Below are 13,316 nucleotides of genomic sequence, written 5' to 3' on the forward strand. Positions count from 1 at the left end.
CTCACATACATTACGATGATTGGTCGCATTATGTTACATAAAAATACGCTTCTTTTCGCTGCATTATCCGCCGCTCTTTGGGGCAGTGCAACACAGGCGGCAAACGCCGCCGTTGTGGCATCTCTCAAGCCACTAGGATTCATTGCTTCTGCCATTGCTGATGGTGTCACGGATACACAAGTCTTACTGCCGGATGGGGCATCCGAGCATGACTATTCACTACGTCCATCTGACGTAAAACGCTTACAGGGCGCGGACTTAGTTGTGTGGATTGGTCCTGAGATGGAAGCGTTCATGGAAAAGTCCGTCAGTAACATTCCCTCAGCGAGACAGGTAACGATTGCGCAGCTCAACGACGTGAAACCGTTGCTCATGAAAGGGGCTGACGACGATGATGATGAGCACGACCACGATCAAGACCATGGCGAAAAAGGTGACGCACATCACCATCATGGTGATTACAACATGCATCTTTGGCTCTCCCCAGAGATAGCGCGGGCCTCAGCGGTTGCAATCCATGAAAAATTAGTGGAACTTATGCCGCAAAGTCGAGCCAAACTTGACGCCAACCTGAAGGATTTTGAGGCACAATTAGCCGCAACCGATAAGCAGGTCGGTAACGAGCTCGCACCGCTCAAGGGAAAAGGGTATTTCGTTTTTCATGACGCCTATGGCTATTACGAAAAACATTACGGGCTCACTCCGTTGGGGCACTTTACCGTCAACCCTGAGATACAACCTGGTGCGCAGCGTTTACATGAAATAAGAACACAGTTGGTTGAGCAAAAAGCAACCTGCGTTTTTGCTGAGCCACAGTTCAGGCCAGCGGTCGTTGAAGCCGTTGCGAGAGGGACATCCGTTCGAATGGGAACGTTGGATCCCCTCGGGACAAACATCAAACTGGGTAAAACGAGCTATTCAGCGTTCTTGAACCAACTAGCGAACCAGTATGCGAGCTGCCTGAAAGGAGATTAATGAGGAAGTGAATACGTGCAACAGATAGCCCGCTCTGTCGCCCTGGCATTTAATAATCTGCCCAGACCCCATCGCGTTATGCTGGGGTCGCTTACCGTTCTGACATTGGCCGTCGCTGTCTGGCGGCCTTACGTTTATCACCCGGAATCGACTCCCATTGTTAAAACGATCGAGCTGGAGAAGAGCGAAATTCGTTCACTGCTCCCGGAGGCCAGCGAGCCTATCGATCAGGCGGCACAGGAAGATGAAGCCATTCCTCAGGATGAGCTGGACGACAAAATCTCAGGAGAAGCGGGGGTTCATGAATATGTCGTTTCGACGGGCGATACCCTCAGCAGTATTCTGAACCAGTATGGCATTGATATGGGTGATATCACTCAGCTTGCCGCGTCCGACAAAGAGCTACGTAATCTGAAGATTGGGCAACAGCTCTCCTGGACACTGACCGCGGACGGTGATTTACAGCGCCTGACGTGGGAAATGTCGCGTCGTGAAACCCGTACCTATGATCGTACTGCGGCAAACGGCTTTAAAATGAGCTCGGAAACGCAGCAAGGCGACTGGGTAAACAGCCTGATGAAAGGTACTGTTGGTAATAGCTTCGTCGCCAGTGCGAAAACTGCCGGGTTGACCAGCGCGGAAATTAGCGCGGTGATCAAAGCGATGCAGTGGCAAATGGACTTCCGCAAACTGAAAAAAGGCGATGAGTTCTCTGTTCTGATGTCCCGCGAAATGCTGGACGGCAAGCGTGAGCAGAGCCAGTTGCTGGGCGTGCGTTTGCGTTCAGAAGGTAAAGATTATTACGCTATCCGTGCCGAAGACGGTAAGTTCTATGACCGCAACGGTACCGGGCTGGCGAAAGGTTTCCTGCGTTTCCCGACGGCGAAACAGTTCCGCATTTCGTCTAACTTCAACCCGCGTCGCACCAACCCGGTTACCGGGCGTGTCGCGCCACACAGAGGTGTGGACTTCGCGATGCCGCAGGGGACGCCTGTGCTGTCCGTCGGTGACGGTGAAGTTGTCGTGGCGAAGCGCAGTGGGGCGGCTGGCTATTATGTGGCGGTGCGTCACGGTCGTACCTATACCACGCGCTATATGCATCTGCGTAAGCTGCTGGTGAAACCAGGACAAAAAGTTAAACGTGGCGATCGTATCGCGCTCTCTGGTAATACCGGACGTTCTACGGGCCCGCATCTACACTATGAAGTCTGGATCAACCAGCAGGCGGTTAACCCTCTGACGGCGAAACTGCCGCGTACTGAAGGTCTGACCGGTAAAGATCGTACCGATTACCTGGCGCAGGTCAAAGAGGTTCTGCCGCAGTTACGCTTCGATTAATCATTCATAACATCAAAGCCGGTACGCAGTGCGTGTGCCGGCTTTTTTATTTTGTGCGTGGCAGAGTGCGCCGCTACACTATCATCAGATTTACTTTTGCGTCATCAGGCACTGGATAAGCATGGAAACAAAAAAAAATAATAGTGAGTATATCCCTGAGTTTGAGAAATCCTTTCGCCATCCGCGCTACTGGGGCGCATGGCTGGGCGTCGCGGCGATGGCGGGTATTGCCTTAACGCCTGCATCCTTTCGCGACCCGCTGCTGGCAAAACTGGGCCGTTTTGCTGGACGTCTGGGTAAAAGCTCGCGTCGCCGGGCGTTGATTAACCTGTCATTGTGCTTTCCTGAACGTAGCGAAGCCGAGCGCGAAGCGATCGTCGATGAGATGTTTTCTACTGCGCCGCAAGCCATGGCGATGATGGCTGAACTGGCGATTCGTGGGCCGGAGAAAATTCAGTCTCGCGTTGACTGGGAAGGGCTTGAGATCATTGAAGAGATGCACCGAAACAATGAGAAGGTGATCTTCCTTGTACCACACGGCTGGGGTGTTGATATTCCGGCAATGCTAATGGCGTCTCAGGGCCAGAAGATGGCGGCAATGTTCCATAATCAGGGAAACCCGGTGTTTGATTACGTCTGGAATACGGTCCGTCGTCGCTTTGGCGGCCGTCTGCATGCGCGTAATGATGGCATCAAACCCTTCATTCAGTCCGTTCGTCAGGGCTACTGGGGATATTATCTGCCCGATCAGGACCATGGCCCTGAGCACAGTGAATTTGTTGATTTCTTTGCCACCTATAAAGCCACGCTACCCGCGATTGGGCGACTGATGAAAGTATGTCGGGCGCGTGTCATCCCACTGTTCCCGGTGTATAACGGCGATACCCACCGGCTGACGATTCAGGTGCGCCCGCCAATGGACGATCTGCTGACCGCCGATGACAACACCATTGCCCGCCGAATGAACGAAGAGGTGGAAATTTTTGTTGGCCCCCATCCCGAGCAATACACCTGGATCCTGAAACTGCTCAAGACCCGAAAACCGGGTGAGATCCAGCCGTATAAGCGCAAAGAACTCTACCCACTCAAATAAAAAAAGCCTCTCATACGAGAGGCTTTTTCGCATCGGCAGCCTGTTACTCGACGGTCAGAATACGCGTGGTATTGGTGGAGCCAATGGTGCTCATTACGTCGCCCTGCGTCACAATAACCAGATCGCCGGATACCAGGTAGCCTTTGTCACGCAGCAGATTTACCGCTTCGCTTGCTGCGACAACACCTTCCGCCGCGCTGTCGAAATGTACCGGCGTGACGCCACGGTATAGTGATGTCAGATTCAACGTGCGCTCATGACGCGACATGGCGAAAATCGGCAGGCCGGAACTGATACGAGAGGTCATCAGCGCAGTACGGCCGGATTCCGTCATCGTAATGATCGCGGTCACGCCTTTCAGGTGGTTAGCGGCATACATGGCGGACATCGCAATCGCTTCTTCAACATTGTCGAACTGCACGTCCAGACGGTGTTTAGAGACATTAATGCTCGGGATTTTTTCTGCTCCCAGGCAGACGCGTGCCATCGCCGCGACGGTTTCCGCCGGGTACTGACCTGCCGCCGTTTCGGCTGACAGCATCACCGCATCGGTACCATCCAGCACGGCGTTCGCGACGTCCATCACTTCCGCACGGGTTGGCATTGGGTTGGTGATCATCGACTCCATCATCTGGGTTGCGGTAATCACCGCGCGGTTCAACTTACGTGCACGACGAATCAGCGTCTTCTGGATGCCGACCAGTTCCGGGTCGCCAATCTCAACGCCGAGGTCGCCACGTGCGACCATCACCACGTCAGAAGCCAGAATGATGTCATCCATCGCATTCTGATCGCAAACCGCTTCGGCACGCTCAACTTTTGCCACAATCTTGGCATCGCAGCCCGCATCACGCGCCAGGCGGCGAGCGTAGTTGAGGTCTTCCCCACAGCGCGGGAAGGAGACAGCCAGATAGTCAACGCCAATCTGTGCGGCAGTCACGATGTCAGCTTTGTCTTTTTCGGTCAGGGCTTCTGCGGAGAGACCACCGCCCAGTTTGTTGATGCCTTTGTTGTTGGAGAGCGGACCGCCCACGGTCACTTCTGTGAACACTTTCATGCCCTGAACTTCCAGCACTTTTAACTGCACGCGGCCATCGTCGAGCAACAGAATGTCGCCTGGTACCACGTCTGCCGGCAGACCTTTGTAGTCAATGCCGACTTTTTCTTTGTCGCCTTCACCTTTACCCAGGTTGGCATCCAGGAGAAATTTGTCACCGATATTGAGGAATACTTTGCCTTCTTTAAAGGTCGAGACGCGAATTTTTGGCCCCTGGAGGTCACCCAGAATGGCCACGTGGCGTCCCAGTTTGGCAGCGATCTCACGGACTTTATCCGCACGCATTTTATGATCTTCTGGCGAACCGTGAGAGAAATTCATTCGCACGACGTTAGCGCCCGCGGCGATAATCTTTTCAAGATTGTTATCGCGATCGGTAGCCGGGCCTAAAGTCGTAACGATTTTGGTTCTGCGAAGCCTTCTGGACATGTAATACTCCGTTGACTGAAACAACTAGGTGTTGCGTGAAGATTGATCCGGCAGTTCTGAAACTCTTACATAGCATAGCGAACAAAACCGGATGACGAATTTAAGTCGTACTTATTATTGCTATTAGCGGTCGTTACTCTTGATGAGCAGTTCTTTATCAAAACGCGATTCCTTGAGCGCTTCTTTGACACGCTTCAAGTTATCTCTGAATTTTGCCCCACGTCGCAAAGTAAATCCCGTAGCCAGCACATCTATCACGGTCAACTGCGCAAGTCGAGAGACCATGGGCATATAAATGTCAGTATCTTCCGGCACATCGAGCGTAATTGCCAGTGTGGCTTCGCGCGCCAGCGGCGTATCGGCGGAGGTTAATGCGATCACCATGGCATCGTTCTCACGTGCGATCTGTGCCAGTTCAACCAGACTCTTGGTGCGACCGGTATGCGAAATCAGCACGACCACGTCATCGTCACTGCAATTCATACAGCTCATCCGTTGCAAAACGACATCATCGGAGTAGACGACCGGGACGTTAAAACGGAAAAATTTGTTCATAGCATCATGGGCAACGGCAGCGGAAGATCCCAGACCAAAGAAAGCGATTTTCTTGGCCTGCGTCAGCAGATCCACCGCGCGATTAATCGCCGATTTGTCCAGCGACTGGCGAACGTGGTCAAGACTGGCCATCGCTGATTCGAAAATCTTGCCCGTATAGGACTCGACACTGTCATCTTCATCCACATTACGATTAACATAAGGGGTACCATTTGCCAGACTTTGTGCCAGATGCAGTTTAAAATCAGGGAAGCCACGGGTTTCCATGCTGCGGCAAAAACGGTTTACCGTCGGTTCGCTGACGTTGGCTTCCTGTGCAAGCGTGGCAATACTGCAATGGATAGTCCGCTCGGGTGAGGCGATGATGACATCGGCGACTTTGCGTTCAGATTTGCTCAAATGTTCCAGTTGAGACTGGATTTTTTCCAGCATATTCATGATGTAGACTCAAGGAAATAACGATTTCAGTGATACAAGAAATCGAGAGGCAATTTTGGTAGATAGTACCCCTGCGAACCAGAGAAGGGGGCAAAATGGTCAGAATAGTTGTTGTTTTTTTTCATAACATGATCAACATCGTGTTTTGACTTAACGTTATGCGTTGCAAACAGACGACGATTTTGACCATTTTGCGCCGTTAAGCGCCAACCGCACGCTGGGTTAAGCGTTTACGGTTTCCGGAATCACGTAAAAGCAGTACAGTGCACTGTAATAAAATTACAAGTAATGCCTGGCAAAGTACCAGGATAGCTAACTAAGGAGAATGACATGGCGGTAACGCAAACAGCCCAGGCATGTGACCTGGTCATTTTCGGCGCGAAAGGCGACCTTGCGCGTCGTAAATTGCTGCCTTCCCTGTATCAACTTGAAAAAGCCGGTCAGCTCAACGCGGATACCCGCATTATTGGGGTAGGCCGTGCCGACTGGGATAAAGATGCCTATACGAAGGTGGTGCGCGAAGCGCTCGAAACCTTCATGAAAGAGAAGATTGATGAAGGATTGTGGGACACCCTGAGCGCTCGCCTGGATTTCTGTAATCTGGATGTGAACGATACCGCGGCTTTTACCCGGCTGGGAGCGATGCTTGATCAGAAAAATCGCACCACGATTAATTACTTCGCCATGCCGCCAAGCACCTTCGGCGCCATCTGTAAGGGGCTGGGCGAAGCGAAACTGAATGCCAAACCGGCGCGCGTGGTGATGGAAAAACCGCTGGGTACCTCGCTGGCGACCTCACGCGAAATCAACGATCAGGTTGGCGAGTATTTTGAAGAGTGCCAGGTTTACCGTATCGACCACTATCTGGGGAAAGAGACCGTTCTGAACCTGCTGGCGCTGCGCTTTGCCAACGCCCTGTTCGTGAATAACTGGGATAACCGCACCATCGATCATGTGGAAATCACCGTGGCAGAAGAGGTGGGTATTGAAGGGCGCTGGGGTTATTTCGATCAGGCCGGTCAGATGCGCGACATGATCCAGAACCACCTGCTGCAAATTCTGTGCATGATTGCGATGTCGCCGCCGTCGGATCTGACCGCGGACGCCATTCGTGATGAAAAGGTGAAGGTGCTGAAGTCGCTGCGCCGTATCGATCGTTCAAATGTGCGTGAAAAAACCGTTCGTGGCCAGTACACCACCGGCTTTGCTCAGGGCAAAAAAGTCCCGGGCTATCTGGAAGAAGAGGGCGCGAACAAGAGCAGTAATACCGAGACGTTTGTGGCGATCCGCGTGGACATCGATAACTGGCGCTGGGCGGGCGTGCCGTTCTACCTGCGCACCGGCAAGCGTCTGCCGACAAAATGTTCTGAGGTTGTGGTTTACTTCAAAACCCCAGAACTGAACCTGTTTAAAGAATCCTGGCAGGATCTGCCGCAGAATAAGCTGACCATCCGTCTGCAGCCGGATGAAGGTGTGGATATTCAGGTCCTGAACAAAGTTCCGGGTCTTGACCACAAGCATAACCTGCAAATCACCAAGCTGGATCTGAGCTACTCCGAGACCTTCAACCAAACGCATCTGGCAGATGCTTACGAGCGTCTGCTACTGGAAACCATGCGCGGCATTCAGGCGCTGTTTGTGCGTCGTGATGAAGTCGAAGAGGCGTGGAAATGGGTCGACTCCATTACCGAGGCGTGGGCGATGGACAACGATGCGCCGAAACCGTATCAGGCCGGGACCTGGGGACCGGTCGCCTCCGTGGCGATGATCACCCGTGACGGTCGTTCCTGGAACGAATTCGAGTAAAAAACAGCTAACACTTCCGTGTTATTTTACCGGTAACATGATCTAACACAGATTGTTGAACAATTTTTGCACTTTTAGGCCTCGTGTGGATTCACCCGCGAGGCTTTTTTTATTACACTGCCTGAAACGATTTTGCCCCTGAGCTCCGGTGAACAAGCGTTTCCTGTGTTTATAACCATAGTAAATGAACTTGCCAAACCAGTAGCTCTGACAGATAAATTTCAGGAGCCTCTATGAATCCGAATTTGTTACGCGTAACACAACGTATTGTTGAACGTTCCCGTGAGACCCGTTCTGCCTACCTCGCTCGTATAGAACAGGCGAAATCCTCGACCGTTCACCGCTCACAACTGGCCTGCGGGAATCTGGCGCACGGATTCGCTGCCTGTCAGCCAGACGATAAAGCCTCTCTGAAAAGCATGTTGCGTAACAATATCGCGATCATCACCTCCTACAACGATATGCTCTCCGCACATCAACCCTACGAACATTACCCGGATATTATTCGTAAAGCGCTGCACCAGGCCAACGCGGTCGGACAGGTCGCGGGTGGCGTTCCGGCGATGTGTGACGGTGTGACGCAGGGGCAGGATGGCATGGAGCTTTCGCTGCTGAGCCGCGAAGTGATCGCCATGTCGGCCGCGGTAGGACTTTCACACAACATGTTCGATGGCGCGCTGTTCCTTGGCGTCTGTGACAAAATCGTCCCGGGTCTGGCGATGGCGGCACTGTCATTTGGTCACTTGCCTTCCATCTTCGTGCCGTCAGGTCCGATGGCGAGCGGCCTGGCGAACAAAGAGAAAGTCCGCATTCGTCAGCTTTATGCCGAAGGTAAAGTTGACCGTATGGCATTGTTGGAATCCGAAGCGGCCTCTTATCATGCGCCGGGTACCTGCACATTTTACGGTACCGCGAATACCAACCAGATGGTGATAGAGTTCATGGGGATGCAACTGCCAGGCTCCTCGTTTGTTCACCCGGATGCACCACTGCGTGAAGCGTTGACGGCGGCGGCGGCGCGCCAGGTGACGCGCCTGACCGGTAACGGCAACGAGTGGATGCCGATCGGTAAAATGATTGATGAGAAAGTGGTGGTGAACGGGATTGTCGCGCTGTTGGCGACCGGCGGTTCAACAAACCATACCATGCACCTGGTGGCGATGGCGCGCGCTGCAGGTATCCAGATTAACTGGGATGACTTCTCTGACCTTTCCGACATCGTGCCGCTGATGGCGCGTCTCTATCCTAACGGCCCGGCGGATATTAACCACTTCCAGGCTGCGGGCGGCGTCCCGGTCCTGATGCGCGAGCTGTTGAATGCGGGTCTGCTGCATGAAGATGTCAACACCGTGGCCGGTTTCGGTCTGAAGCGATATACCCTGGAGCCGTGGCTGAACAATGGCGAACTCGACTGGCGTGAAGGTGCGGTTAAATCGCTGGATAGCAATGTGATTGCCTCCTTCGATCAGCCGTTCTCTCACCATGGCGGCACCAAAGTGTTGAGTGGCAACCTGGGTCGTGCGGTCATGAAAACATCCGCCGTACCGGTCGAGAATCAGGTGATTGAAGCGCCAGCGGTTGTTTTTGAAAGTCAGCATGATGTCTTACCGGCCTTTGAAGCGGGTTTACTGGACCGTGATTGCGTGGTGGTTGTGCGTCATCAGGGACCAAAAGCGAACGGAATGCCAGAATTACATAAACTCATGCCGCCACTTGGTGTATTATTGGACCGTCGTTTCAAAATTGCGTTGGTTACTGATGGTCGACTTTCCGGTGCGTCCGGTAAAGTACCTTCAGCCATCCATGTAACCCCGGAGGCCTATGATGGCGGCCTGCTGGCAAAAGTGCGCGATGGCGACATTATTCGGGTAAACGGACAGACAGGTGAATTGACGCTGCTGGTGGATGAGGTGGAGCTTGCCGCTCGTCAGCCACACATTCCGGATATGAGCGCATCGCGTATTGGAACGGGGCGTGAAATGTTCAGCGCGCTGCGTGAGAAATTGTCCGGCGCAGAACAGGGCGCAACCTGTATCGATTTTTAAGGCATCTACTGTAATCAGGCGAGAGAAAAACTCTGATGAAAAACTGGAAAACAAGTGCAGAAGCAATCCTGACCACCGGCCCGGTTGTCCCGGTGATCGTAGTGAATAAACTGGAACACGCGGTGCCGATGGCAAAAGCGCTGGTTGCGGGTGGGGTGCGCGTACTGGAAGTGACTTTACGTACCGCTTGCGCGATGGATGCTATCCGTGCAATCGCCAAAGAAGTCCCGGAAGCCATTGTGGGTGCCGGTACAGTGCTGAATCCGCAGCAACTGGCCGAGGTCACTGCTGCCGGTGCGCAGTTTGCTATCAGCCCGGGTCTGACCGAGCCGCTGCTGAAAGCAGCAACTGAAGGCACGATCCCGCTGATTCCTGGCATCAGCACCGTTTCTGAACTGATGCTGGGCATGGACTACGGGCTGAAAGAGTTTAAATTCTTCCCGGCAGAAGCGAATGGCGGTACCAAAGCATTGCAGGCCATTGCCGGTCCGTTCTCTCAGGTGCGTTTCTGCCCGACGGGCGGTATCTCGCCTGCCAACTACCGTGATTACCTGGCTCTGAAAAGCGTGCTGTGCATCGGCGGTTCCTGGCTGGTGCCGAATGACGCGCTGGAAGCGGGTGACTACGATCGCATCACTAAACTGGCTCGCGAAGCAGTTGAAGGCGCGAAACAGTAAGCTATCAATGTATAAACCGTAGGCCCGATAAGACGCGTTCGTGCCATTATCGGGCTTTGCCGGATGGTGGCATGACTGCCTTATCCGGCCTACGGCTGCTGTTGTTTAACCTGTCACTTGCACCTGCGCGGCGGCGTTCTTCGCGCGTTCAACCGCTTCATCAACGTTGTCAGCCGTTGCCAGCGCCACACCCAGACGACGCGATCCATCAATTTCCGGTTTACCGAAGAAACGGACCTGCAAACCGGCACCGACGGCGGCCTGGACATTGCCAAACGTCACGTCCTGACTGGTCAGTTTCGGTAGAATCACGGCAGAGGCTGCCGGACCATACTGACGAATGGCGCCAACAGGCAATCCGAGGAAAGCGCGCACGTGTAGGGCAAACTCTGACAGATCCTGAGAGATCAGCGTCACCATGCCGGTATCATGTGGGCGAGGGGAGACCTCGCTGAAGATGACCTCATCCCCACAAACAAACAGTTCCACGCCAAACAACCCGTAGCCGCCCAGGGCTAACACCACTTTTCGGGCAATCTCCTGGGCGCGTTCCAGCGCCAGCGCGCTCATCTGTTGTGGCTGCCAGGATTCACGATAATCGCCATCTTCCTGGCGATGCCCCACCGGCGCGCAGAAATGAACGCCATCAACGGCGCTGACGGTGAGCAGGGTGATTTCAAAATCGAACTTGACGACCCCTTCGACGATGACCCGACCGGCGCCCGCACGACCGCCCTGTTGGGCGTAGTCCCAGGCTTGCGCCAGTTGCGATTCGGAACGAATAAAACTCTGCCCCTTGCCGGACGAACTCATCACCGGTTTGACAATGCAGGGATAACCCATTTCAGCCACGGCGTCGCGGAAGGTGGCTTCACTGTCGGCAAAACGGAAAGTCGACGTGGGCAGCGCCAGTTCTTCTGCCGCCAGACGGCGGATGCCTTCACGGTTCATCGTCAGCTTTGTCGCGCGTGCGCAGGGTACGACGTTCAACCCTTCTTGTTCCAGCGTTACCAGCGTATCCGTGGCAATGGCTTCAATTTCCGGCACGATATAGTGCGGTTTTTCCAGCGCTACTATGCGGCGTAGCGCGTCGCCATCCAGCATATTAATGACGTGAGAACGATGTGCGACATGCATGGCCGGTGCGTCGGCATATCGGTCAACCGCGATCACTTCCACGCCGAGACGCTGGCACTCGATGGCCACTTCTTTACCCAGTTCACCTGAACCCAATAACATCACCCGAGTCGCTGCCGGACGCAGCGCTGTGCCTAATACCGTCATGAAAATATCCCCCAACAAATTTGGCCGCAGTATATACGAAAACGTTTGCGTCTGTCTTTATTGCCAGGTTGATTTCAGCGGAGAAATAGAATATACTGTACATAATTACAGTAATATTAAGAGGCTGCAATATGGCGGTTGAAGTTAAATACGTAGTCATTCGGGAAGGTGAGGAAAAAATGTCATTTACCAGCAAAAAGGAAGCCGATGCGTATGACAAGATGCTGGATACGGCGGATCTGCTCGATACCTGGCTTGAACAGTCTCCGTTAGCGCTGGAAGACGAACAGCGTGAAGCGCTGTCGCTGTGGCTGGCAGAACAAAAAGAGGTGCTGAGCACCATCCTCAAAACCGGTAAGTTGCCTTCTCCGCAGGTGGTTGAGAATGACGCCTCTGTCGGGGACGATACGCAGGCGGCCTGAATCTGACTTGCGCTCCTGACGTTTTGTACCATGCTTTTTCCTGAATCAATGTGCTATCAGGTAAAGGAAAAGTATGAAAAGAAAAGGTGCGTTAATCAGCCTGCTGTTATTAGGCGCCAGTCTGTCGGTGTCGGCGGCGGACACTGACAGTAAAACCGTCAAATTCCCCAATTGTGATGGCCTCGATGCGGCAGGTGTTGCCGCAAGTGTGAAACGTGATTATCAGCAAAATCGCGTGGTGCGCTGGGCTGACGATCAAAAACGGGTAGGGCAAGCTGACCCGGTAGCCTGGGTCAATCCGAAAGAGATGACCGGACAGGACGGGAAATGGACGGTGCCGCTGACCGTGCGCGGGAAAAGTGCAGATATTCATTATCAGGTGAAGGTCGACTGTAAGGCCGGTACGGCGGAATATCATTCGCAATAGCGCGAATATTTGCGCATCTTTAGCGCCGGCAGACATTTCCTGACATCCCCTCGGGTACGCTTTGAAAATTCATTGTCAGTACTTGAGGGATAAAATGGCTAACTGGCTTAATCAATTACACTCTCTTCTCGGGCAAAACGGATCGTCCTCCTCTTCTTCAGGTGAACAGGGATTAAGTAAGCTGCTGGTACCCGGCGCACTGGGTGGTCTGGCAGGGCTACTGGTCGCCAGTAAATCCTCCCGTAAACTGCTCAGCAAATACGGCACCAGTGCATTACTGGTCGGCGGTGGCGCGGTAGCAGGCACGGTGCTGTGGAACAAGTACAAGGATAAAGTTCGCGCGGCGCATCAGGATGAACCGCAGTTTGGCGCGCAAAGCACGCCGCTGGATGTGCGCACCGAAAGGCTGATCCTGGCGCTGGTCTTCGCGGCAAAAAGTGACGGTCATATCGACGCCAAAGAGCGGGCGGCAATCGATCGGCAACTGCGTGAAGCGGGTGTTGAAGAGCAAGGGCGTGCGCTCATTGAGCAGGCGATTGAACAACCGCTGGATCCGCAGCGCCTGGCGCAGGGGATACGCAACGAAGAAGAGGCGCTGGAAATTTATTTCCTCAGTTGCGCGGCCATTGATATCGACCACTTTATGGAACGCAGCTACCTGAACGCGTTGGGTGATGCGCTGAAGATCCCGCAGGATGTCCGTGACGGCATTGAGCAGGATCTGCAACAGCAAAAACAGGCGTTACCCGAGTAGCAAACAACCTCCGGCG

12 protein-coding genes are annotated in these 13,316 nt (G+C 53.6%); 9 read left to right on the forward strand and 3 right to left on the reverse strand.

Features of this window, described 5'->3' with window-relative positions; genetic code table 11:
• Nucleotides 1-30 precede the first annotated feature (30 nt).
• The 3 genes from znuA to lpxM all read left to right on the forward strand — a co-directional run bounded on the left by znuA (nt 31) and on the right by lpxM (nt 3,406).
• Nucleotides 31-975, forward strand: coding sequence for a zinc ABC transporter substrate-binding protein ZnuA (gene znuA, locus KE671_RS13310; RefSeq protein WP_206163332.1), 945 nt, complete (start codon nt 31-33; stop codon nt 973-975).
• A 15-nt stretch (nt 976-990) separates the two neighbouring features.
• Complete coding sequence (gene mepM / locus KE671_RS13315; RefSeq protein ID WP_206163333.1) at nt 991-2,313, forward strand: murein DD-endopeptidase MepM; 1,323 nt, start codon at nt 991-993, stop codon at nt 2,311-2,313.
• Between the two features lie 121 nt (nt 2,314-2,434).
• Nucleotides 2,435-3,406 carry a lauroyl-Kdo(2)-lipid IV(A) myristoyltransferase gene (lpxM, locus tag KE671_RS13320; protein WP_206163334.1) on the forward strand — a complete coding sequence of 324 codons (972 nt, stop codon included), beginning with the start codon at nt 2,435-2,437 and terminating at the stop codon, nt 3,404-3,406.
• Nucleotides 3,407-3,449: 43 nt separating this feature from the next.
• Here lpxM and pyk read toward each other — a convergent pair whose 3' ends face one another.
• Together pyk and KE671_RS13330 are read right to left on the reverse strand one after the other, a co-directional pair.
• Entirely contained in the window at nt 3,450-4,892 is a 1,443-nt protein-coding gene (pyk, locus tag KE671_RS13325; protein WP_206163335.1) for a pyruvate kinase, read from the reverse strand.
• Nucleotides 4,893-5,015: 123 nt separating this feature from the next.
• On the reverse strand, nt 5,016-5,885 hold the full coding sequence (locus KE671_RS13330; RefSeq protein ID WP_206163336.1) for a MurR/RpiR family transcriptional regulator: 870 nt from the start codon (nt 5,883-5,885) through the stop codon (nt 5,016-5,018).
• Nucleotides 5,886-6,215: 330 nt separating this feature from the next.
• Here KE671_RS13330 and zwf point away from each other — a divergent pair, with 330 nt between their 5' ends.
• From zwf to kdgA, 3 genes are all read left to right on the forward strand, one after another.
• A complete protein-coding gene (gene zwf, locus KE671_RS13335) occupies nt 6,216-7,691 on the forward strand; it encodes a glucose-6-phosphate dehydrogenase (protein WP_206163337.1) in 1,476 nt (491 codons plus the stop codon).
• A 233-nt stretch (nt 7,692-7,924) separates the two neighbouring features.
• On the forward strand, nt 7,925-9,736 hold the full coding sequence (gene edd, locus KE671_RS13340; RefSeq protein ID WP_206163338.1) for a phosphogluconate dehydratase: 1,812 nt from the start codon (nt 7,925-7,927) through the stop codon (nt 9,734-9,736).
• 35 nt (nt 9,737-9,771) lie between these two features.
• Nucleotides 9,772-10,413, forward strand: a complete 642-nt coding sequence (kdgA, locus tag KE671_RS13345) for a bifunctional 4-hydroxy-2-oxoglutarate aldolase/2-dehydro-3-deoxy-phosphogluconate aldolase (protein ID WP_042318438.1) — start codon at nt 9,772-9,774, stop codon at nt 10,411-10,413.
• A 105-nt stretch (nt 10,414-10,518) separates the two neighbouring features.
• Here the strand turns inward: kdgA and purT are convergent, their stop codons facing one another.
• A complete protein-coding gene (gene purT, locus KE671_RS13350; RefSeq protein ID WP_206163339.1) occupies nt 10,519-11,697 on the reverse strand; it encodes a formate-dependent phosphoribosylglycinamide formyltransferase in 1,179 nt (392 codons plus the stop codon).
• A gap of 131 nt (nt 11,698-11,828) precedes the next feature.
• On the opposite strand from purT, the gene yebG reads away from it, so the two are divergent.
• The 3 genes from yebG to KE671_RS13365 all read left to right on the forward strand — a co-directional run bounded on the left by yebG (nt 11,829) and on the right by KE671_RS13365 (nt 13,300).
• The gene (yebG, locus tag KE671_RS13355) at nt 11,829-12,119 is read left to right on the forward strand and encodes a DNA damage-inducible protein YebG (protein WP_206163340.1); all 291 of its coding nucleotides are present in this window, start codon (nt 11,829-11,831) and stop codon (nt 12,117-12,119) included.
• Nucleotides 12,120-12,192: 73 nt separating this feature from the next.
• Entirely contained in the window at nt 12,193-12,546 is a 354-nt protein-coding gene (gene yebF, locus KE671_RS13360) for a protein YebF (RefSeq protein ID WP_206163341.1), read from the forward strand.
• Between the two features lie 94 nt (nt 12,547-12,640).
• On the forward strand, nt 12,641-13,300 hold the full coding sequence (locus tag KE671_RS13365; RefSeq protein ID WP_206163342.1) for a tellurite resistance TerB family protein: 660 nt from the start codon (nt 12,641-12,643) through the stop codon (nt 13,298-13,300).
• The last annotated feature ends 16 nt before the right edge of the window (nt 13,301-13,316 follow it).

Origin of the sequence: Citrobacter amalonaticus (assembly GCF_018252635.1) — a bacterium.
Lineage (GTDB): Bacteria > Pseudomonadota > Gammaproteobacteria > Enterobacterales > Enterobacteriaceae > Citrobacter_A > Citrobacter_A amalonaticus_E.

Excerpts from the sequence above, each read along its gene's own strand:
- znuA (WP_206163332.1), top strand. The coding sequence starts at position 31 with ATGTTACATAAAAATACGCTTCTTTTCGCTGCATTATCCGCCGCTCTT.
- lpxM (WP_206163334.1), top strand. The coding sequence starts at position 2,435 with ATGGAAACAAAAAAAAATAATAGTGAGTATATCCCTGAGTTTGAGAAA.
- pyk (WP_206163335.1), bottom strand. The coding sequence starts at position 4,892 with ATGTCCAGAAGGCTTCGCAGAACCAAAATCGTTACGACTTTAGGCCCG.
- KE671_RS13330 (WP_206163336.1), bottom strand. The coding sequence starts at position 5,885 with ATGAATATGCTGGAAAAAATCCAGTCTCAACTGGAACATTTGAGCAAA.
- zwf (WP_206163337.1), top strand. The coding sequence starts at position 6,216 with ATGGCGGTAACGCAAACAGCCCAGGCATGTGACCTGGTCATTTTCGGC.
- edd (WP_206163338.1), top strand. The coding sequence starts at position 7,925 with ATGAATCCGAATTTGTTACGCGTAACACAACGTATTGTTGAACGTTCC.
- kdgA (WP_042318438.1), top strand. The coding sequence starts at position 9,772 with ATGAAAAACTGGAAAACAAGTGCAGAAGCAATCCTGACCACCGGCCCG.
- purT (WP_206163339.1), bottom strand. The coding sequence starts at position 11,697 with ATGACGGTATTAGGCACAGCGCTGCGTCCGGCAGCGACTCGGGTGATG.
- yebG (WP_206163340.1), top strand. The coding sequence starts at position 11,829 with ATGGCGGTTGAAGTTAAATACGTAGTCATTCGGGAAGGTGAGGAAAAA.
- yebF (WP_206163341.1), top strand. The coding sequence starts at position 12,193 with ATGAAAAGAAAAGGTGCGTTAATCAGCCTGCTGTTATTAGGCGCCAGT.
- KE671_RS13365 (WP_206163342.1), top strand. The coding sequence starts at position 12,641 with ATGGCTAACTGGCTTAATCAATTACACTCTCTTCTCGGGCAAAACGGA.